Origin of the sequence: Streptomyces sp. NPDC020362 (genome assembly GCF_040642095.1) — a bacterium.
In the GTDB taxonomy this organism is placed as follows: Bacteria; Actinomycetota; Actinomycetes; order Streptomycetales; family Streptomycetaceae; genus Streptomyces.
The window spans coordinates 48494-68450 of record NZ_JBFAET010000022.1 but is presented as its reverse complement, the minus strand read 5'-3'; the positions used below and the strand labels follow the sequence as shown (position 1 = coordinate 68450).

The following is a 19957-nucleotide window of genomic DNA, read 5'->3' as shown; positions in this document are numbered from 1 at the left end:
GACATGAGAACGGGGGCTCGAAGGAAAGGGGAATCGAGCCACCGGAAGGCGAGAGCGGAATCACGGAATGCGATGCATCATGCTCTCGCTGTAGTCTGCAAGGTGTCGGATATGGGTTTCCTCCGAATCAGGAGGCCGAACCGTGGACGAGGCCAGGCACACCGGTCGTCCGTCGCCCAGGGAGGAACGGCCGGTCGAGCGCATCGACGCGGTGCTGTTCGACATCGGCGGGACGATCTACGACGACGAGCGCTATCTTCAGGCGCTGCACCAAGCGGTCGCCGAGCTGGCCGGAGACGTCGACGAGGCCGAATTCTGGGGGCTGTACGACGCCGAGCGTGAAGGCGGCAGCAGAGTGCTGCACGCCGCTTTCGCCCGTCGGTTCGTCCCCGGCGGGGACGTGGCGCTGCTGCACCGGCGCATCGTTCAGCACTGGGAGTACCCGCTCGAGGCCCTCTACACCGATGTCCGGCCAACCCTGCACGCGCTGGCGCACCAGTACCGGCTCGGCATCGTCTCCCTCTCCCCGCCGCAGGTACGGGACGCGCTGCGCCGCGACGGCCTGGACGGATTGTTCGACGCGATTCTGCTCGGGGGCGAGCCCTTCGAGAAGCCGGATCCCCGCGCGTTCCTCACGGCGCTGGAGCAGCTGGGAGTGCCCCCTGCCCGCGCCGCCTATGTCGGCAACTGGCTCGACACCGACATCCGGCCCACGGCGCGGCTCGGTTTGCGCACGGTGTGGATGCTGCGCGGCGAGGCCCCGCCGGCGCCGACGAGCAGCCAGCTCGAAGAGCCCGACGCAGTGATCACCTCACTGACCGGACTGCCGACGGCCCTGGCCCGGCTGACGAACCGTCCTGCCCCGGCGGTGAAGCGCGTGCGGGGCATGTCGACCGCCGCCGTCGACATCACCGGGCAGTACCGGACCAGGCAGCGGCTGTCCATCGTGAACGCGGCCAGTGTCCGCATCGGCAGCACACTCGACGTGACGCGGACTGCTCAGGAGCTTGCGGACGTGGCTGCCGAGCACTTCGCCGACTTCGTCAGCGTGGATCTGTTCGAGTCCGTCTTTCACGGCATCGAGCCCGAGTTCAGGCCGGTCACCGGGGCTGTCGTCCTCCGCCGTGCCGCACAGCAGTCCGTCCTGCACGGCTGCCCGGAGTCCGTGGTGAAACCGGGGCAGACGGACCACTACCCCGAGGACTCACCCATGGGCCGTGCCCTGGCCACCGGAAAGCCGGCGTGGTACTGGGTCGAGGATCCGGACATCCAGCGGTGGCTGGTGCACGACACCCCGCGTTCCCGAACCGTGCGCGAACACGGGATCCACTCCCTCATCGTGGTGCCGCTGCTCGCCCGCGGCACCACCCTGGGACTCGCCGTGTTCCTTCGGCACCGTACGCCCGATGCTTTCGACGCGAACGACCTGCTCCTGGCCGAGGAGATCACAGCCAGAGCCGCCCTCGCCATCGACAACGCCCGCCGCTACACCCGCGAGCACAACACAGCGGTGGCGCTGCAACGCAGCATGCTCCCCCGGCAGGCGCCCCGACAGACCGCGGTGGAGGTGGCCTCCCGCTACGTGCCGGCCAACTCCAAGGCAGGCATTCGTGGCGACTGGTTCGACGTCATCCCCTTGTCCGGTGCCAGGGTCGCGCTCGTCGTGGGCGACGTCGTCGGGCACGGCATCCAGGCCTCGGCCACCATGGGGCGCCTCCGCACCGCCGTCCTCACGCTCGCCGAGATCGACATTCCACCCGACGAACTGCTCACGCAGCTCGACGACCTCGTGCTGCGGCTCGATCGCGAGGCGGGCCCGTCCTCGCCGGAGGTCGCGGAGCCCGAAGGCGAGGTGGTCGGCGCCACGTGCCTGTACGCGGTCTACGACCCGGTCTCCCGCCACTGCACCCTTGCCCGCGCCGGGCACCCCGCCCCCGCCGTCGTGCATACGGACGGCACGGTCGACTTCCCCGACCTGCCCGCCGGCCCGCCACTGGGCCTGGGCGGCCTGCCTTTCGAGTCGGCCGAGCTCGTCCTTCCCGAAGGCAGCCTGATCGCCCTGTTCACCGACGGTCTCATCGAAGCCGCCGACCGGGACGTGGACATCGGGCTGATGCGGCTGCGGGAGGCACTGAGCAACGTCCCACCGTCTCTGGAGGACGCCTGCGACAGGGTGCTGCGTGCGATGCTGCCCGACAAGCCCTCCGACGACGTCGCCCTGCTCCTCGCCCGCCCCCAGACCCTCGACGCCTCTCAAGTCGCCACCTGGGACCTGCCCTCGGACCCCGTCGTGGTGGCCCGTGCCCGCCAACTGGCGGCCGACCAACTCGCCTCCTGGGGGCTGGACGAGACATCCTTCGTCACCGAACTGGTGGTGAGCGAACTCGTCACCAACGCCATCCGTTACGGCCAACCGCCCATTCGGCTGCGCCTGATCAAGGACGCCGGTCTCGTCTGCGAGGTCTCCGACGCCAGCAGCACCTCACCCCACATGCGGCGGGCCCGCACCTATGACGAAGGCGGACGTGGTCTGCTCCTGGTCGCCCAGCTGACGCAGCGTTGGGGCACCCGTCACACCACGTTCGGAAAGACGATCTGGGCCGAACAGCCCCTTTCCGCACGCCATTGAGTTCTGCAACCCGGGGACGCGGGTTGCCGAGATCACAGAGGTGCCACGGGCCTTGAGTGGAATCTGCCGTGGAAACACCCGCAGGGTGCCGCCTCTGCACGAAGGAATGCGTCCCGGCCTCCGTAGGCAACTGCCGGGGAACCGCACTCTTCGCCCCAGCAATGACGGCGAGTCATTGTGGCGGGGCAGCCGGCGTCATTCACTGTGCTCGGGCGAGCGAGGGCTGGAATGCCGGCCTTCACGATCTGCGCCTGCAACCAACCGGACAAGAAGGTAGATGCACAGTGGGAAGACATCGAAAGCCATCGAACTCGCCAAGCGCACGCCGCGTGGGCATGGGCTTCGCCACCGCCGCTCTAGGGGTCACCGGGATCGGACTCACCGCCACCTCCGCCCACGCGGAAGAGGCGTCCACGCCCTTTTCGGCTGATGCGTTCAAGGCGGTGATGAACTCGCCCCTGGACGACTTCGCGAAGTATTCCTCGGAGCGCGACAACTACGTGAAGGAGCATCCCGAGGAGTTCAAGCAGCGCCAAGGGAAATACGGCCCGGAGATCGTTGACAAGGAAACCGGTATACGGGTGGACACTGACGGGTGCTCCGTCCCCGGCTGGCTCCAGGGGGCGACCGGTATAGGGCCCGACAGCCCCGCACAGGTTGCGTGCCAGCGGCATGACCTGGGCTACCGCACCCTTCAGGAGAACCACCTGTGGAGCCAGGCCGGCAAGGATCAGATCGATGCGAGGTTCAGGTCCGATCTCGAGGAGCTTCGGCGGGAAGGAAAGCTCGAGCAGTACCAGGTAACCGATCTGGACGTCGGCGGTACGTTGGGTTCGCAGCTTCCGAAGTCGGTCCTCGGGTACGAGGTCACGGGGATTTCTGACTGGGACGATCCGACCGGTGAAGTTCCCTACACCTACACCGATTCGGGGGCGGGGGTGCGGGCCCCGCAATCCTAGGACGCCCGTTGAAGGAAGCGACGGCGGAAAGGCCGCTACCACCTCCCCGCCGTCGCCACCCCCGGCTCCGCCGACCAGCAACAGGTTGTGCTCGCCGGCCCGTTCGCGCGCATCCCGGCGAAGGTGGCGGAGATGCCGGGGAGCGATGGCTGCGCACCGCGGCCCAGGCCGCCCACCCGGCCCGCCGGCAGACCGGCCTGCCGGCGGAGCCTGGCACAGCCCGGGAGACGGATGTTCAGGTGGTCCGGGGGGAGAAGAAGCCCACGGCGCTGACCGGCTCGGACGCCGTGGGGCTCTGTCGTTGCCGGTCGGCGTCGGCCGGCCTCGCGCGATGCCGGGGCGGCCCGGCATCCCGTTCCTACCGGGGCCCGGCCGGGCCGGGCGGATACCCCGGGGCGGGGCCGAAGGGCGGTGGGCCCCACTGCGGCGGAGGGGCCGACGCGGCGGCGAGCCGCCGGCGGTGGCGGCCGCGGCGCACGGCGGTGACGACGGTGATGGTCGCGACTGCGGCAAGCGCGGCGAGGAAGCAGCCGACCCCCGCAGCGATGCCGCCGATCGTGGCCCCCACCTGCGGTTTGTCTCCCAGCGCGAATTGGGCCGGCAGCTCCGAGGTGCAGGTGAGCGTGTAGTCGCCGCTGCTGCGGGGCTTCACCTCGAAGACACGGTCCCAGGTACGGGAGCCGAGGGTGATGCGGAAGGTGCTGTTCGGCTGGGTCATCGACCCGGACTGCATCCGTGGGATCCGGCAGTCGACCTGGCCCTTTCCGGACTGGGAGACGTAGATCGCCTTGGTCTCCCCCCGGACAAAGCTGAACGTCTGTGACTCGCCGCTGGAAAAGCTCCGCGCGGTGTCGATCGAATCGACCGTGTCCTTCACCGCCACCGCGATGAGGGCGATACCCGCACCAGCCAGTACGAGCCCCAGCAGCGCGGCCACGAAGTACCAGATGCGCCGCGGTCGCAGGTCCTTTGCCGGGACGTTCGGCGCCGGAGGCGGCGGGCCGCCGTACGGTGCACCCCAGGGAGTCTGTATTGCCACAACGTTGCATCCTAGGGCAGGCGCTTGCAGCAGTATCCGGTGATAATCACGGCTGTGCTGTGCCGGTGACTCTGCACCACCCGGCCGCGCCCCGATACCCGCTCGCTCTGAACGAACGGGCGACCTGCCCTCGGCCGGCGCCTCGGCGGCGATCCCGACAACACGTCCATGGGACCTGGCAGACCGGCGACGCCAGGGCTTACGGCGTGGCTTCATGAACAATCTGGACGACGCAAGGAGCACGCTGCGCTGATGACCAGCCCTTCCCACGTGGACGACGACCGCGGCTGCCTCCGCCTGGTCCTCGCGGTACCACTCATCCTTCTCACCCTTGTCGCTGCGTACTTCTGCTGGACGGCACTGATCATCCGCCCGTCCGGGCCCTGGGACGACGACGCCTATGCGGGCGTCGTTCTGTCGTGCGTGCTCACCATCGGGGCGGCCGGCGCGGCGGCAGCGTTGTGGGTACTGCCGCCGGTACGCCGAGTGATGCAGTGGTGGGCAGGCCCGGCCGTGTTGCTCGGGGTGGTCGCAGGGGTGCGATGGGTGATGGGGGGTTGAGACCGCCACCGCCACCGCTGCGCCCACCTGCCCCGGCAAAAGCCTCCCACGGCTGTTTCGGACGCCCGCGTGGTGTTGCATCTGCCGATGCCTTGCGACTCCGGAATCCCCGAGTGTCGCGGTCCCAACGGGCTGCGGAAGCGGGATCCCGAGGCCGAGAGGCTCGTCATGTACGAGTACTGCAGGGGGATCCTGAGATCCGGCGACCGGCCTGGCAGATGCGGCGCAGGAACCGCACGCTCGAGGCCGAGCCGAACGCCGCGCACCGGGCTGTCGCCGAGCAGGAGAAGTCCGGGCCGACGCCGTACGACGACCGAGCCGACGACGTCGTACGCGAGCCCACCGGCACGGCACCCCCGAAGCTCCTGGCCCGGCTGACCACCAAGAGCGACCGGATCGCACGACGGTCCGTGGACCCGTGAGCATCGGCGAGGCGACGACGTGGAGGACGTAGAGGTGTTCTGCGGGCCGGAGCGGGGAAATTCCGCGTCGGCCTGCTCCGGTGCGGCCTTCTCCCGGCGTTCGCTGAGCCTGTGCTGCGGCGTGCCTTCCACGAACTGCTCAGAACAGGGCCGTCCCCCGCTCGAAGTCCAGCAGCCGCTGCTTGCGGTCCAGGCCGCCGCCGTAGCCGGTGAGGTCACCGGCCGCGCCGATGACGCGGTGGCAGGGCACGATGATGCCGATCGGGTTCTTGCCGTTGGCGAGGCCGACCGCGCGGGACGCCTTGGGGTTGCCGACGGCGTGGGCGAGGTCGCCGTAGGAGCGGGTCTCGCCGTACGGGATACGGGTCAGCTGGTCCCAGATGCTGCGCTGGAACGGAGTGCCGTTCAGGCGGAGTTCGAGGGTGAACTCGGTCAACCCGCCCGCGAAGTAGGCCGCGAGCTGCTCCTCGGCCTCGGTGAAGAGGGTGTCGTCGCGGGGGCCGAAGGTCTCCTCCGGCGGGCGGTGGCGCTGGCCGGTCATGTAGAGGCCGCACAGGACGCCGTCGTCGGCGACGAGGGTGAGGGGGCCGTAGGGGCTGTCGATGACGGTGTGCTGTTTCATCCCGGAGATCCTTACACGGGCAGGAAGTTGATCGGGTGGCTGTCGGTCGCCCACAGGTACTGGACCGCGTAGGCGCGCCAGGGCCGCCAGGCCTCGGCGCGGGCGGTCAGCGCGGCGGGGGTGGCGGGCAGGCCCAGCTCCCCGGCGGCGCGCCGGATTCCCAGGTCGGTGGGGAGGAAGGCGTCGGGGTCGCCGAGGGCGCGCATGGCGATGACGTCGACCGTCCAGGGCCCGAAGCCGGGCAGGTCGAGCAGGCGCGCGCGGGCCTCGGTCCAGTCGGACTCGACGCCCAGGTGGAGTGTGCCGTCGGCGAGTTGACGCACGAGGGTGGTGAAGGTGGTACGTCGGGTGCGGGGCATGGCGAGGGTCTCGGGGTCCACGTCGGCCAGCGCCTCGGGGGACGGGAAGAGGTGGGTGAGGCCGCCTTCGGGGTCGTCCAGGGGTTTGCCGTGCGCGGTGACCAGGCGGGCCGCGTGGGTGCGGGCGGCGGCCGTGGAGACCTGCTGCCCGAGCACGGCGCGGACGGCGAACTCGGCCTCGTCGACCGTGCGCGGCACTCGGCGGCCCGGCGCCTTGTCGACCAGAGGCGCGAGGAACGGGTCGGTGCGCAGCTGGTCGTCGACGGCGACCGGGTCGGCGTCCAGGTCGAGCAGGCGCCGGCAGCGGCTGGTGGCCACGGTCAGATCGCGCAGGTCGCTCAGGGTGAGCCGGCAGGCGATGTGGTCGGGCCGGGGCGTGAGCGCGGCGATCCCGTGTCCGTACGGCAGCCGCAGGGTGCGCCGGTAGGCGCCGTCCCGCCACTCCTCCACGCCGGGTACGGCCGTGGCGGCCAGGTGACCGAAGAGGTTGTCGGGGTTGAGCGGGGCGCGGAACGGCAGCCGCAGTGCGAGGGTTCCGGGGGTGCCCGCCGCGCTGCCGCTGTTCTTCGGCACCCTGGTGCGCAGCTCGCTCGGGGACAGGGCGAAGACCTCGCGCACGGTGTCGTTGAAGGTGCGGATGGAGGAGAAGCCGGCCGCGAAGGCGATCTCGGCCATGGGCAGCGCAGTCGTCTCGACGAGCAGCCGCGCGGTCTGGGCGCGCTGGGCGCGGGCCAGCGCGAGGGGGCCTGCGCCCAGCTCGGCGAGCAGCTGCCGCTCCACCTGCCGGGTGCTGTAGCCGAGCCGGGTGGCCAGGCCCGGCACACCGTCGCGGTCCACGACCCCGTCGGCGATCAGCCGCATCGCCCGGGCCACCAGGTCGGCGCGGTGGTTCCATTCCGGGGAGCCGGGGCTGGTGTCGGGGCGGCAGCGCTTGCAGGCCCTGAACCCGGCCTGCTGGCAGGCGGCCGCGCTCGGGTAGAACGTCATGTTCTGCGGCTTGGGCGGGACGGCCGGGCAGCTGGGCCGGCAGTAGATGCGGGTGGTCAGGACAGCCGTGAAGAACCAGCCGTCGAACCGCGCGTCCTTGGACTGCACGGCCCGTACACAGCGCTCCCTGTCGAAGTGCATCGCTGTCTGCATGCGTCCAGGATCGTCCACGCCCACGACCGGCCGCTGGCGGGAATCCGACACGTACGTGCGCCGACCTCGGTGTCTGTCATCCGCACATCGACACCCACCTGAGCCGACCCCGGTGCCTGTCATCCGCACATCGACACCCACCTGAGCCGACCCCGGTGCCTGTCATCCGCACATCGACACCCACCTGAGCCGACCCCGGTGTCTGCCGTCCGCACATTCGACCCGTATGTTGGCCGGCCTCGGCGCCGGAGACGGACGCCGTCGGCGCAGCCCGCACGTACCCGCGCCGACCTCGCCGCCCACCACCCGCGCGCCCCACGCACGCCTGCACCGACCTCAGCATCCGCCAACCCCGATCCCCGGGGTCCCCCGGCCGTACGAGGATCGCGTGGGCGCCCCTCGGTCCGGGTACACCTCGGGGTGCCCCTGGCGGCGGGCGGCACGGGTGCCTCGGCATGGACGGTCCTCCCCGTCCCGGCCCTGGCTACGATGCCGCCATGGGCCAGGAAGCCGGCGCCTTCGCGCACGATGCCGCCGAGGCGGAGCGGCCCGAAGGCCGCCGGGCGCGGATGTGGCCCCTGTACGCCGCCGGTTTCACCACCGCGTTCGGCGCGCACGGCGTCGCCGCGAGCCTCGGGGCCCGCTCGCCCGACGCGGTCGGCTCGCTGCTCGTGCTGGGCGGCCTGCTCGCCCTCTACGACGGTGCCGAAGTCGTGCTGAAGCCGGTCTTCGGCACGCTGGCCGACCGGGTGGGGGCGCGCCCGGTGCTGCTGGGCGGGCTGGCCGCCTTCGCCGTCGCCTCGGCCGTGTACGCCGCCGGGGGCGGACCGGGACTGCTGTGGGCGGCCCGGCTGGGGCAGGGGGCCGCCGCCGCGGCCTTCTCCCCCGCGGCCTCGGCGCTGGTCGCCCGGCTGCACCCCGCGGCCGGGCAGGGACGGGCGTTCGGGAGCTACGGCTTCTGGAAGTCCCTGGGCTACACGCTGGGTCCGCTGCTCGGCGGGCTACTGGTGTGGGCGGGCGGGCTGCGGCTGCTGTTCGCGGTCCTGGCAGTGCTGGCCGCGGTGGTGGCGGGCTGGGCGGCGGCAACCGTCCCACGGGTGCCGCCGCTGCCCCGGCGCCGGCAGACCGTGCTGGATCTCGGGCGGCGGCTTGCCGACCCGGCGTTCCTGGTGCCGACGGCCGCGCTCGCGGGGGCGACCGCCGCGCTGTCGGCCGGGGTGGGTTTCCTGCCCGTGTCGGGTGCGGCGGCGGGCCTGGGCACGGTGGCGACCGGGGCTGCGGTGTCCGTGCTGGCGGCCTGCACCGCCGTGGTGCAGCCGCGCGCAGGGCGGGCCCTGGACGCGGGACGCCTCGGCACCCGCGCCGGTCTCCTCGGCGGACTGCTGCTCGCGGCGGCGGGACTGGCCGCCGCGATGCTGCCCGGTCTCCCCGGAATCCTCCTCGCCGCGGTCCTGATCGGCACCGGCACCGGTCTGATCACGCCCCTCGGCTTCGCGGCCCTCGCCTCGGGGACGCCCGCGGAACGGCTGGGCCAGACCATGGGCGCCGCGGAACTGGGCCGCGAACTGGGTGACGCGGGCGGGCCGTTGCTGGTCGCGGTGGTCGCCTCGGCCGCGACCTTGGCGTACGGCTTCGGGGCGCTGGCGGTGCTGCTGGCGGCGGGCCCGGCCCTCGCGGCGGGCCTGGCGCTCAGGAACAGCCGCAGGTGAGGACCCTTGCCGGCAGCCCGGCAGCCCGGCAGCCCGGCAGCCCGGCAGCCCGGCAGCCCGGCCGAAGGCAACGGCAGGCGGGCAGCAGGCGGGGCGCGGCGCCGCAGAGCAGGAGCACCGCGCCCCGGGGCCGTCAGGCGGTCAGATGGCCTGTGACCCTTCTGGAGAGTCTTCGCGCCGGACCACGCACAGGGCCCAGATGACGAAGGCGGAGATCGCGATCATCACGACCGACCAGACCGGGGAGTACGGCAGGGAGAGGAAGTTGGCGATGATGATCAGCCCGGCGATCGTGATGCCGCCGACCCGCGCCCACAGCGAGGGCTGGATCAGGCCGAAGCCTACGATCATCGCGACGATGCCCAGGGCCAGGTGGATCCAGCCCCAACCGGTGAGGCTGAACTTGAAGACGTAGTTCGCCGTGGTGACGAAGACGTCGTCCTGGGCGATCCCCATGATGCCCCGGAAGAGGTCGAGTACGCCGGTGATCATGAGCATCACGGCCGCGAAGGTCGTCAGACCACCGGCCCAGGCCTGCCGGGTCGTTTGCGTTTGTGTGCGGTGTGTCGCGGACATCCCGTTTCCTCGTTTCGATCTCGTCGGATGTGCTCAGCGAGGGGCGGTCCCCGTTCCGCCGGCGGCACCCTTGCCGCTGAGGACCAGTTCCTTCGCCCTGCGGAACTCCTCCTCGGAGATGTCTCCGCGGGCCTTGATCTCGGACAGCCTGGCCAGCTCGTCGACGCTGCTGGCTCCGCCCTGGGCGGTCTCGCGGATGTAGGTGTCGAACGCCTTCTGCTGCGCCCTGGCCTGCTCCACCTCGCGGCGGCCCATGTCCTTGCCGCGGGCGATCACATAGACGAGGACGCCGAGGAACGGCACCACGATCACGAACAGCAGCCAGCCCGCCTTGGCCCAGCCGCTCATGCTGTCGTCACGGAAGATGTCGACGATGATCCGGAACAGCAGGACGAACCACAGGATCCAGAGGAAGAACCACAGCATGGTCCAGAAGGCGCTCAGCAGCGGATAGTCGTACGCGAGGTACGTCTGGGCGATCATGTTCACTCCTCCGTTCCGGGCCGTGCCCGGCAGACGATCTCTGCCGTTTTCAGCGTGGGCACGGCAAGAAGAGGGCGCCTCACCCGGGAGGGGTGAGCGTCTGTCGGACCGCGTGCCGCCAGGCGAGGGCGACCGCCAGCTCGACCAGCCCCAACAGGACGAGCCACAGGCCGAGCAGCCGGGTCAGCGCCCGTGCCGACTCGGCGGGCAGGGCCAGGACCACGATGCCTGCGACGATGCCCAGCACCGCCGCGCCGAGCACGACGCCGCGGTGCGGCAGGTCCTTGGTGCCCAGGGCCGTGAAGAGCGTGAGGATGCCGGACACCAGCCAGACGATCCCCACGATCAGCGACAGCGCCGTGATCGTCTGCAAGGGGTGGCGCAGGCAGAGCACGCCCGCCAGGACGAAGACGACCGCGAGCAGCAGCGCGAGAAGCCGTTCCCCGGCCTCCTGGCGCCCGAAGGCCGTGACGAACCGGAAGGCGCCGGTCACGAGCAGGTACAGGCCGATCAGCACGGCGAGGATGTGCAGCGTCTCGTCGGGCCACACCAGCACCAGGACGCCCGGCACCAGGGTGGCGATCGCCGTCCCCAGGATCCACGTCCAGGAGCGCGCGACGACGGCCAGCGCCTCGGTGGGGTCTCCGGTCCGGCCGGGATCCGCCCTGCCGCCGAAGGGGTCCGTTCCGGTCGGGGGTCCGGAATCGTGCGGCACGCTCATGACTCCTCCTCACGAGGCCGGGGGCGAGCGGCCGAAAGGGCCGGACGGGCCGCCGTCCGACCGCCGGTTGCGCCGCGGACCGCCGTCGGAACGGCGCGCCACGGCCTCGCGGTCACTGTCCTGCGCCCGTGCGGGGCACCGGATCACCCACGGCGGGTGATCCCCGCGCGGCGCCCGGACGATGGGCTGGCGAGGTCGGCAAGCGCCGGACCGGACGGAGCGAAGAGGGCCGACCGGAACGAGGAGAGCCGAGATGAGCGATCCCGTGACTGCCCGCCCGGAGCACGCCCGCCGCGGCTGGGGACACCGGCTGCGCCGCCCGGTTCCACAGCCGACCACCTGGGCAAAGGTTCAGGCTGTGGGACGGCCACTGATCATCACGGCCGGGCTGGTCGCGGCCTACTACCTGGCGCCCCTCGGTGTCCGGGGCGCGGGCGCCACTTCGGCACTGCTGCTGTGCGGGCTGTTCGGGGTGGCGCTGGTGTTCGCCTGGGAGATCTGGGCGATCATGCGCTCGCCCTATCCGCGGCTGCGGGCCATCGAGGCGCTGGCCGTCACACTGGTGCTGTTCCTGATGATCTTCGCCGGCGCGTACTACGCCCTGGACAACAACACCCCGGACTCCTTCAGCGAGCGGCTGACCAGGACGGACTCGCTCTACTTCACGCTCACCACGCTCAGCACGGTCGGTTACGGCGATATCACCGCCCGCTCGCAGACGGCCCGGGTGGTGGCCATGGTCCAGATGGCATGCGGTCTGCTCCTGGCAGGCTTCGCCCTGCGGGTGCTCACCGGCGCGGTCGCGACAGGGCTGCAGCGCAAGCGCTCGGCGGCGCCGGGAGCGGCGGACGGGACCGACGACGGCGGATCCGACGGCAACGGCGAGAACGGCACGTCCGGCAGGAACGGCACATCCGACGGGTCCGGCGGGAACGACGGGCACGACGGAGCCGGCGGGAACGGTGCATCCAACGGCTCCCACGGATCCGAGGAACCCGGGCACAAGGCCGGTTCGCACAAGGCCGGGTCCCTCGAGGCCCAGCCGCAGGAGGCCGGGTCGCAGGAGGCCGGGTCGCAGGAGGCCGAGTCACAGGAGGCCGAGTCATGATCGCAACCGCGCCCACTGCTGTGACCGTCTCCGCGTCAGCGGCCGAGCGGGCGGCGTACGGGAGAGCCGCCCGCCTGCGCGTCCCCCGTACGCGGCACGGCTGGTTCGAGGCACCGCCGGACCGGCCGGACCCGGTCGACGTGATAGAGCGTCAGTCCGCCACGCGGGTGCCCGAGCTGGTGCCCCTCCGCTACGGCCGCATGCTCGAATCCCCCTTCCGGTTCTACCGGGGGGCCGCGGCCATCATGGCGGCGGACCTGGGGGCCCAGCCCGACAGCGGTCTGCGGGTGCAGCTGTGCGGAGACGCCCACCTGCTGAACTTCCGGCTGCTCGCGTCCCCGGAACGGCATCTGGTCTTCGACATCAACGACTTCGACGAGACCCTGCCGGGCCCGTTCGAATGGGACGTCAAGCGGCTGGCCGCCAGCTTCGCCATCGCCGGCCGGGCGAACGGCTTCCCGGTCGCGGTGCAGGACGACGTGGTGCGCACGTGCGTGGGGTCGTACCGGAGCCGGATGCGGGAGTTCGCCGGCATGCGCACCCTGGACGTCTGGTACGCCCAGGACGACGTCGAGCAGTTGCAGGCGCTGCTGGCCTCGTCCATGGACAAGCAGGCGCGGCGCCGCACGTCCCAGGCTGCGGCGCAGGCCCGTACCCGCACGCATCTGCAGGCGTTCGCCCGGCTCACGCATGTCACGGCCGGCGGCCGGCGGATCGCCCCGGACCCGCCGCTGATCACCCCGTTCGCCGACCTGCGGACGGACCCCGCCGAGCGGGGACGCGACCGGGAACTCGCGACGCTCGTCTCGACGTACGCCCGCAGTCTGTCCTCCGAGCGCCGGCACCTGCTGCGCCACTACCGGCTGGTGGATCTCGCCCGCAAGGTGGTGGGCGTGGGCAGCGTCGGCACCCGGTGCTGGATCCTGCTCCTGCTCGGCCGGGACGACGACGATCCCCTGCTGCTCCAGGCCAAGGAGGCACAGGAGTCGGTGCTCGCCGCCCACACGGACGGCCCGGTCTTCACGAACCAGGGTCGCAGGGTGGTGGCCGGACAGCGGCTCATCCAGACGACCAGCGACATCTTCCTGGGCTGGACGCATGCCATGGGCGTGGACGGGCACGACCGGGACTTCTACATACGGCAGCTGCGGGACTGGAAGGGCATCGCCCGGCCGGACACCATGGACCCGGGCCTGCTGGGCCTGTTCGCCCGGATCTGCGGGGCCTCGCTGGCGCGGGCCCACGCCCGCTCGGGCGATCCCGTGGCCATCGGCGCCTACCTGGGCGGCAACGACCGCTTCGACCGGGCCCTGACCGGGTTCGCCCAGGCGTACGCCGACCAGAACGAGCGGGACTTCGGGGCGCTCGGCGCGGCGGTCCGCTCCGGCCGGGTGAACGCCGCCGTGCTCTGACATCGCCCGGTGACATCACGCATTGCCATCGCTCCATGACATCGCTCCATGACATCGCTCTGCGACGTCGCTCTGTGGCATCGCTCTGTGGCATCGCTCTGTGGCATCGCTCTGTGGCATCCCTGCGAGGACCCGCCGGTCATTCCGGCTCCGGTACCTGGCGCATCTCCAGCACCCGCAGTCCGAGGGACCGGAACCGGGCCAGCAGACCGTACAGATGCGCCTCGTCCACGACGCGTCCGAACAGGAGCGTCTGCCCGGACATCACGACGTGGTCCAGTTCCGGAAAGGCCTTGGTCAGCGTCTCCGACATGCGACCGTCGACGCGGATCTCGTAGCGCATGGGCTGCTCTCCCGCCACGGGCGTACTGCCGCCTCGGTCGCGATCCTCCGCTTTCCCGGGCGCCCGGGCCTCACCCGGTGCAGGTGATACCGGCTCCGGGAGCCACGACGCGCGGCACGCAGGCAGCCCCGTCCGCGGCGCCTCACCTGTCACGCGGGGACGGCCGGACAGTCGTCGCAGCAGGTGCAGTTCGCCGTCAGAGCAGCTGCAGTTCGCCGTCAGAGCAGGTGCAGTTCGCGGGCCCGGCGGACCGCGTCGCTGCGGCGGTTGACGGCCAGTTTCCGGTAGACGCTCTTGAGGTGCGTCTTGACCGTGTTCACCGACAGGGTCAGGTCGGCGGCGATCTCCTCCGTGGACATCATCCGGGACAGCCGGAGCAGCACGTCGCGCTCGCGCCCGCTCAGCTCCTCCACGACCAGCGACGGCAGCTCCTGCGGTGCGTCGCCGGGGGCTCCCTGCCCGCCGGGCGCGGGGAACAGCCAGCCGGCTGCCAGTTCGTCCAGCGGGGGCGTCTCCAGCAGCCGCCGCAGTTGCGGTCCGGCGGCCAGGAAGGGGCGCCGCAGCCGGTCCCGCCGCGCCTGCAGCAGGGCCCTGCCGAGCAGCCGGCGGGCGGTGTCGGTGTCCCCCGCCTCGTGCGCGGCGCGGGCCCGCACCAGCGCCGAACGGACGGCGACCGCCGGGCCCGTCCCGTTCTGGCCGTGCAGGCCGTCGAGCATGCGCAGGGCCGCGGCACGGTTTCCGGCGGCCAGGTGCGCCCACGCCGGCTCGGCAGCGTACGGCCGCCCGTCACAGGGAATGTCGTCCAGCACCTTCGAGGCGGTGTCCGGCCGGCCCTCGGCGAGGTGGGCGGCCGAGACGACCAGGGCCGTGTACGCCTCCGCCCAGGGGCAGGGAACGTCGGTGGTCACCGAGAACTCGGCGGCCGCGGCGGCGGCCCGGGCGTCGCCCCGGGCCAGCAGCAGACGCGCGCTCGCGAGGGCCCGGCCCGCCACGGCCACCGGGTCCCGTCCGCCGGGGCAGGCCTCGGCGGCCTCGTCGAGCAGTGCCTGGGCCTGCGCCAGCTCGTCGCGGTCCACGGCGACGACGGCCAGGACCGTGTGGGCGAGGCCGAAACCGCAGGGGCGGGGCAGCAGCCCGCGCTCCCCGTCGCCGAGCGCCGCCCGCGCCTTGCGTTCCGCCCGGCCGGGCCAGCCGTTCAGGTAGTCGATGAACGCCAGGTGCGCCAGGGCCTCCTCCCTGGGCAGGGTGCCCGAGGCCGCGCCGGGGCCGTCGGCCACCGCGGACAGGACGGCGCGCGCCTCGTCGAGGCGGCCCGCCCACAGCCGGGCCGACCCCAGGTGGGTCAGCAGCAGGGCGGTGAGTTCGGGGTGTTTGCGCAGCAGCTGCTCGGGGACCTCGTCGCGCAGTTCCTCGGCCGACCGCGCGGCCTGTTCCGCTCCGCCGGGCGAGCCGGCCAGCCGGGCCGCAAGGACACCGAGCAGCGCGCAGCTCAGCCGGGCGGCCGCGTCCCCGCCGCCTCCGTCCCGGCCGTCCCCCGCCGGGTCGGCCAGTGTCCGTTCGGCGCGGCGCAGGTGGGCCAGGCCGTGGTCCAGGTCGCAGCGGCACAGGTCGCGCGCGGCCCGCACCAGGTCCGCCGCCGCGCTGGTCGCCTCGGGTCCCATCGAGCGGAAGAGTTCGTCGAGGTCGTTGCAGCGCAGCCCGGTGAACAGCTGCCCGATCGCGAGGTCGTCGACGAGCGCGCCCGCGGTCAGGTCCCAGTCCCCCGCCGCCGCACCGTGGGCCAGGGTCTCCGGCAGGGCACCGGAGTCGCGCAGCCAGCGGGCGGCGCGCCGGTGCAGCTCGGGTTCCAGTTCGGGAGAGCGCTCACGCAGATGGGCGCGGAGGATCTCCGCGAACAGCGGGTGCAGCCGGTACCACGGGTGTCCGAGGTCCTCGACGAAGGCGTTCTGGCGGTGCAGCCCGGCGAGGATGGGCTCGCTTCCGCTCCAGCCGGTGAGCGCGTCGGCCAGCTCGGGCCGGAACCGCTCCAGGACGCTGACCTGCAGCAGCAGGTCCTGGGTCCGGGCCGGCTGCCGTTTGAGCACCTCGGCCAGCAGGTAGTCGGCGACGGTGCTGCGGGCCGCCTCGAACTCCTTCAGGTACGTCTGCGGGTCCACGGTCTGCTGGGCGGCCAGGGCGCACAGCCGCAGTCCGGCGGCCCACCCCCGGGTGCGGGTCACCAGGGCGCGGGTGTCCTCGGCGGGCAGGTGCAGCCCGTGCAGGCCCAGCAGGGCCGCCGCCTCCTCGGGGGTGAAGGCCAGTTCGGCGTCGCGGATCTCGGTGATGGCGCCCGCCACCCGGTAGCGGTGCAGCGGCAGCAGCGGCTCGGTGCGGGTCACCAGGACCAGCCGGATGCCGTCACCGGCGTGGTGCAGGACGAACTCCAGTTCCTCGGCGATCTGGGGGGCGGTGACGCGGTCGAACTCGTCGAGTACGACGAGCAGGGGCCGGGCGCCCTCGCTCAGGGCCGCGGCCAGGCGCGCCAGCAGCCCGTGGTCCACGCGGTCGGCGTCCGCCGGGCAGCCGAGGGCGTCGGGCAGCGGTGCGCCTGCGGCGTGCAGCGCCTGGAGCAGATGGGCCCAGAAGACGCCGGAGCTGTCGTCCTCGGACTCGGTGGTCATCCAGGCGACCGGGCGGTCCAGCCCGGCGGCCCAGTCGGCGACCAGAAGGGTCTTGCCGGCCCCGGCCGAGCCGTTGACCATCGTCAGGGGGGTCTGCAGTGCCTGGTCGAGGTGGTCCACCAGGCGGTCGCGCCGCAGGAAGGTGGCCGGCCTGGCCGGCGGGGCGAAACGGGTGTGGAGGAACGGCTCCCCCAGCGGGTCGGCGTAGGCCGCCTCGGGTGGCGGCAGGTTGTCTTCCGTCGCAGCCATGGCTCTCACCGCCTGTCCGTCGGATCACGGGCAGCGCTTCCTGCCACCAGGATCCCAGCCTTCCGGCTTTGGCACAGATCGGTAGATTCTGAGCATGTCGAGCAGGACCCGCCGACCCGGGCAGAGGACGTCGGTGGGATCGGTGGGATCGGCCGCCATCGGCGGGTCGCCCGGCAGGCTCGGGCGTCGGGGGCGGAGTCGGGGTCGGCTGGAAGGTTCGGGCATCGGGGGCGGGTCGGCTCGGGCGTCGGGGTCACCCGGCAGGCTCGGGCATCGAGGTCGGCCGACAGGCTCGGGCGTCTGAGGGCGGGCAGGCTCGGCCGTCGGCCGGGGACTCACCCCCTGCCGGCCGAGGATCCACCCCTCGCCGGCCGGGGGCTCACCTCCTGCCAGCCCGGGGCTCATCTCTCGTCGGCCGGGGACCCGCCTCCTACCGGCCGGGACCCACCTCTCGTCGGCCAGGGACCCACCTCCTACCGGCCGGGACCCACCTCCTACCGGCCGGGCCCACTTCTTGCCGACCGGGGCTCAGCTCTGGTCGGCCGGCGGGCCTGAGACAGGTGGGGGTGGGGGCGCCGGCCCGGCCGCCCGTCCGCTCGCCGCCAGCAGCGCCAGCACGGCGAGGACGGCGAGGAGCACGAGGACGAGCAGGAGGATCGTGAGGACCGTCGGGTGGTTCCACAGGGCGAAGACGAGGACCACGACGAGCAGCACGGCGAGGGTGAGCGGCCGCCGGTAGGCCTGTGCCCACGCGCCCGCGCGTCCGGTGGTGACGTGGTGCTCGGCCGCCCACCGGGCCGCCGAGTCCGCGGTGTGGTCACAGGTGCCGCGCACGGCGACGGGCAGCCGTCCCGGCCCGATGAAGTAGGCGCCGAGGGCGACGACGAGGCCGAGGACGACGGCCGTGCGCAGGCTGACCTTCAGGAAGCGCAGCAGGGTGTCGAAGACGGCCGCGGCGGCGGCCCGGGACTGTACCTGGGGCGGCAGGTGGTCGAGGTAGTAGTGGCGTGCCACGACCAGGCTGATGGCCACGACCAGGCAGGCGAAGGCGGCGCCGAGCGCGGTGCGGGCCAGCGCCCGCCGCCGGCTCCGGGCGAGCATGACTCCGGCGGCACCGAGGACGACGACGAGGACCGGGAACCAGTTGCCGACCACGTCGAGCAGGTGGGCGCCCTTGCGGGCCTTGGCGAGTTCCTCGGACTGGAACAGCACCATCTGCTTGTTGATGTCCGGGATCTTCGCGGCCGGGCTGATCCCGGCGTCGACCAGGTCCTTCTTGACGCGGTCGACGGCGGCGCCGACGTCGAGGGTGACGGTGCCGTCCTGCACCCCGAGGGCTCCACGGCCCTCACCGGTCAGGGCGTGCACCACGGCCTGGTGGGCGTCCCGGTTGGCGGCGGTCCACACCTTCTCGAAGACGTTGCTCTGCACGACCCGGGTGGCAGCCTTGGTGACGGCCTGCTGCACCAGCGCGTCGATCTGCGGCCCCAGCGCCTTGACGGCGTCCGCCGCGCGCGGGGGCAGCCCTTGGGACTGCAGCCAATTGCCGAGGTCTGCCGCCGCCTGGGGGCCGTTCACCTTGGTGCCGACCGCCTCGGTGATCCGGTGGACGGCGGCGTCCTGGATCGCGGGTTCCTCCGCCAGCGGCGCGACCGTGGACACGTACCGGTCGGTGTCGAGGGCGATGTCGTGCACCCAGGTGGCCAGCAGGGCGACGGGAACGAGGATGCACGTCAGCACGATGAGCACGGCCGAGGCCGTGGCGCGCGCCGCCCGCCCTGCGGCGCCCGGCGCCCGTCCCCGGCCGTGCCCGGCCTCGCTCCCCAAAGGCGGCTCCCGACCATCCGGTCCGCCGGGCGTCGCGGCTGGCGGCTCGGTCATGGGACCTCCGGGGCGGTGAACTCCTGGACATCCCCATTGCCTCAGCCCGCCCGCCATCGGGCATCTCCAGCGGGCCGTACGGGCGACGCAGGGGCGGCCCTACCGTTGGTGGTCGCCCTGCCGGAAGCGGGCGATCCACTCCGAGGTCGCCCGCAGACCGCCGAAGGTGTAGAAGTGCACCTTCACCGTGCCGTGCCGCGCCGGGTCGTACTCCCTGGCCAGCGCGTGCAGGAAGCGGTCCGGGCCGGTGGTCCCCATCAGGTTGGTCAGCGAGAAGCCGTACTTGCGGGCGACGGAGGCGCTGGTGGCGACGCCGAACCGGGCCGCGTAGCCCAGCAGCCGGCGCACGCCCGCGGGGCCGGGCACGCCGATGCGGACCGGCAGGTGCACGCCGCGGGCGCGGACGGCCTCCAGCCAGCCGAGGACCGGTTCGACGTCGAAGCCGAACTGGGTGATGACGTCGCCCCCGAGCCGCCCGGTCCCGAGGGCCGCCGTCTTGTCGGTGAGCGCCGACCACAGGGTGCGGTCGGTGATCGCCGGGTGCCCCTCCGGGTAGCCGCTGATGCCGATGTGCCGTGCGCCGTAGCGCTGGAGCAGCCCGGTGCGGATGACGGACAGGGCGTCGTCGTAGGGGCCCTCCGGGCGGGTGGGGTCCCCGCCGACCACGAACACGTTCTCGGCGGTGCCGTCCGCCGCCAGGCCGGCCAGGAACTCCTCCAGGTGGAGCTGCGAGGGCAGGCGGCGGGCGGAGATGTGCGGTACGGGCACGAAACCGAGCCGCTTGACCGCGCGGGCGGCCTCCAGCCGCATGCCGAGGTCCTCGCCGGCCAGGAAGGTGACGTTGATCCGGGTGCCCGGGGGGATGCTGTCGCGCGCCTCCTCCAGCTTCGGCACGTCCTTGCCGGTCATCTCCAGGGAGAAGTCGTCCAGCAGGGAGGTGCCCACCGCGGACGGGGCGGTGAGAGCGGGGTTCATCGTGCTCCTTGTGCGACGGCGTACGGCTGCCCACGACCGCGTACGCCCGCCTGCGGCTGCGACGGCGTACGGCCGCGGTCCTGGCCCCGCCCGATGATGCCACGCGGGC

General features: G+C 72.5%; 16 protein-coding genes and 1 pseudogene. 7 read left to right on the top strand and 10 right to left on the bottom strand.

Features of this window, described 5'->3' with window-relative positions; translation table 11 throughout:
* Positions 1–142 precede the first annotated feature (142 nt).
* Positions 143–2629, top strand: a complete 2487-nt coding sequence (locus AB0H32_RS12200) for an HAD-IA family hydrolase (protein ID WP_361118294.1) — start codon at positions 143–145, stop codon at positions 2627–2629.
* Positions 2630–2964: 335 nt separating this feature from the next.
* Complete coding sequence (locus AB0H32_RS12195; protein ID WP_361118291.1) at positions 2965–3588, top strand: phospholipase A2; 624 nt, start codon at positions 2965–2967, stop codon at positions 3586–3588.
* Between the two features lie 358 nt (positions 3589–3946).
* Here the strand turns inward: AB0H32_RS12195 and AB0H32_RS12190 are convergent, their stop codons facing one another.
* Positions 3947–4627: a serine/arginine repetitive matrix protein 2 gene (locus tag AB0H32_RS12190; RefSeq protein WP_361118288.1), complete on the bottom strand. Its 681-nt coding sequence runs from the start codon at positions 4625–4627 to the stop codon at positions 3947–3949.
* Between the two features lie 252 nt (positions 4628–4879).
* On the opposite strand from AB0H32_RS12190, the gene AB0H32_RS12185 reads away from it, so the two are divergent.
* Complete coding sequence (locus AB0H32_RS12185; RefSeq protein ID WP_361118285.1) at positions 4880–5188, top strand: hypothetical protein; 309 nt, start codon at positions 4880–4882, stop codon at positions 5186–5188.
* An 87-nt stretch (positions 5189–5275) separates the two neighbouring features.
* Positions 5276–5484: pseudogene (locus AB0H32_RS12180) on the top strand (NAD-dependent deacetylase); the annotation flags it as partial.
* A gap of 265 nt (positions 5485–5749) precedes the next feature.
* Here AB0H32_RS12180 and AB0H32_RS12175 read toward each other — a convergent pair.
* The gene (locus AB0H32_RS12175) at positions 5750–6232 is read right to left on the bottom strand and encodes a methylated-DNA--[protein]-cysteine S-methyltransferase (RefSeq protein WP_361118282.1); all 483 of its coding nucleotides are present in this window, start codon (positions 6230–6232) and stop codon (positions 5750–5752) included.
* Positions 6233–6243: 11 nt separating this feature from the next.
* A complete protein-coding gene (locus AB0H32_RS12170) occupies positions 6244–7731 on the bottom strand; it encodes an AlkA N-terminal domain-containing protein (RefSeq protein ID WP_361118279.1) in 1488 nt (495 codons plus the stop codon).
* A 569-nt stretch (positions 7732–8300) separates the two neighbouring features.
* Between AB0H32_RS12170 and AB0H32_RS12165 the strand changes: the two genes are divergently transcribed.
* Complete coding sequence (locus AB0H32_RS12165) at positions 8301–9440, top strand: MFS transporter (RefSeq protein ID WP_361118308.1); 1140 nt, start codon at positions 8301–8303, stop codon at positions 9438–9440.
* 141 nt (positions 9441–9581) lie between these two features.
* Here AB0H32_RS12165 and AB0H32_RS12160 read toward each other — a convergent pair whose 3' ends face one another.
* From AB0H32_RS12160 to AB0H32_RS12150, 3 genes are all read right to left on the bottom strand, one after another.
* On the bottom strand, positions 9582–10016 hold the full coding sequence (locus tag AB0H32_RS12160) for a hypothetical protein (RefSeq protein ID WP_361118277.1): 435 nt from the start codon (positions 10014–10016) through the stop codon (positions 9582–9584).
* 33 nt (positions 10017–10049) lie between these two features.
* Positions 10050–10499 carry an SHOCT domain-containing protein gene (locus AB0H32_RS12155; RefSeq protein WP_361118275.1) on the bottom strand — a complete coding sequence of 150 codons (450 nt, stop codon included), beginning with the start codon at positions 10497–10499 and terminating at the stop codon, positions 10050–10052.
* Between the two features lie 79 nt (positions 10500–10578).
* Entirely contained in the window at positions 10579–11220 is a 642-nt protein-coding gene (locus AB0H32_RS12150) for a DUF308 domain-containing protein (protein WP_361118272.1), read from the bottom strand.
* A gap of 253 nt (positions 11221–11473) precedes the next feature.
* On the opposite strand from AB0H32_RS12150, the gene AB0H32_RS12145 reads away from it, so the two are divergent.
* Together AB0H32_RS12145 and AB0H32_RS12140 are read left to right on the top strand one after the other, a co-directional pair.
* Complete coding sequence (locus AB0H32_RS12145; RefSeq protein ID WP_361118269.1) at positions 11474–12328, top strand: ion channel; 855 nt, start codon at positions 11474–11476, stop codon at positions 12326–12328.
* Complete coding sequence (locus AB0H32_RS12140; protein WP_361118266.1) at positions 12325–13740, top strand: DUF2252 domain-containing protein; 1416 nt, start codon at positions 12325–12327, stop codon at positions 13738–13740. Before AB0H32_RS12145 ends, AB0H32_RS12140 begins: the two co-directional genes overlap by 4 nt.
* Before the next feature lie 139 nt (positions 13741–13879).
* On the opposite strand, the gene AB0H32_RS12135 is transcribed toward AB0H32_RS12140, so the two are convergent.
* From AB0H32_RS12135 to AB0H32_RS12120, 4 genes are all read right to left on the bottom strand, one after another.
* A complete protein-coding gene (locus AB0H32_RS12135; protein WP_361118263.1) occupies positions 13880–14083 on the bottom strand; it encodes a hypothetical protein in 204 nt (67 codons plus the stop codon).
* A 218-nt stretch (positions 14084–14301) separates the two neighbouring features.
* A complete protein-coding gene (locus tag AB0H32_RS12130; RefSeq protein ID WP_361118260.1) occupies positions 14302–16992 on the bottom strand; it encodes a LuxR C-terminal-related transcriptional regulator in 2691 nt (896 codons plus the stop codon).
* Between the two features lie 528 nt (positions 16993–17520).
* The gene (locus AB0H32_RS12125; protein ID WP_361118258.1) at positions 17521–18873 is read right to left on the bottom strand and encodes a hypothetical protein; all 1353 of its coding nucleotides are present in this window, start codon (positions 18871–18873) and stop codon (positions 17521–17523) included.
* Between the two features lie 99 nt (positions 18874–18972).
* Positions 18973–19848: a methylenetetrahydrofolate reductase gene (locus AB0H32_RS12120; RefSeq protein ID WP_361118255.1), complete on the bottom strand. Its 876-nt coding sequence runs from the start codon at positions 19846–19848 to the stop codon at positions 18973–18975.
* Positions 19849–19957: the final 109 nt, after the last annotated feature.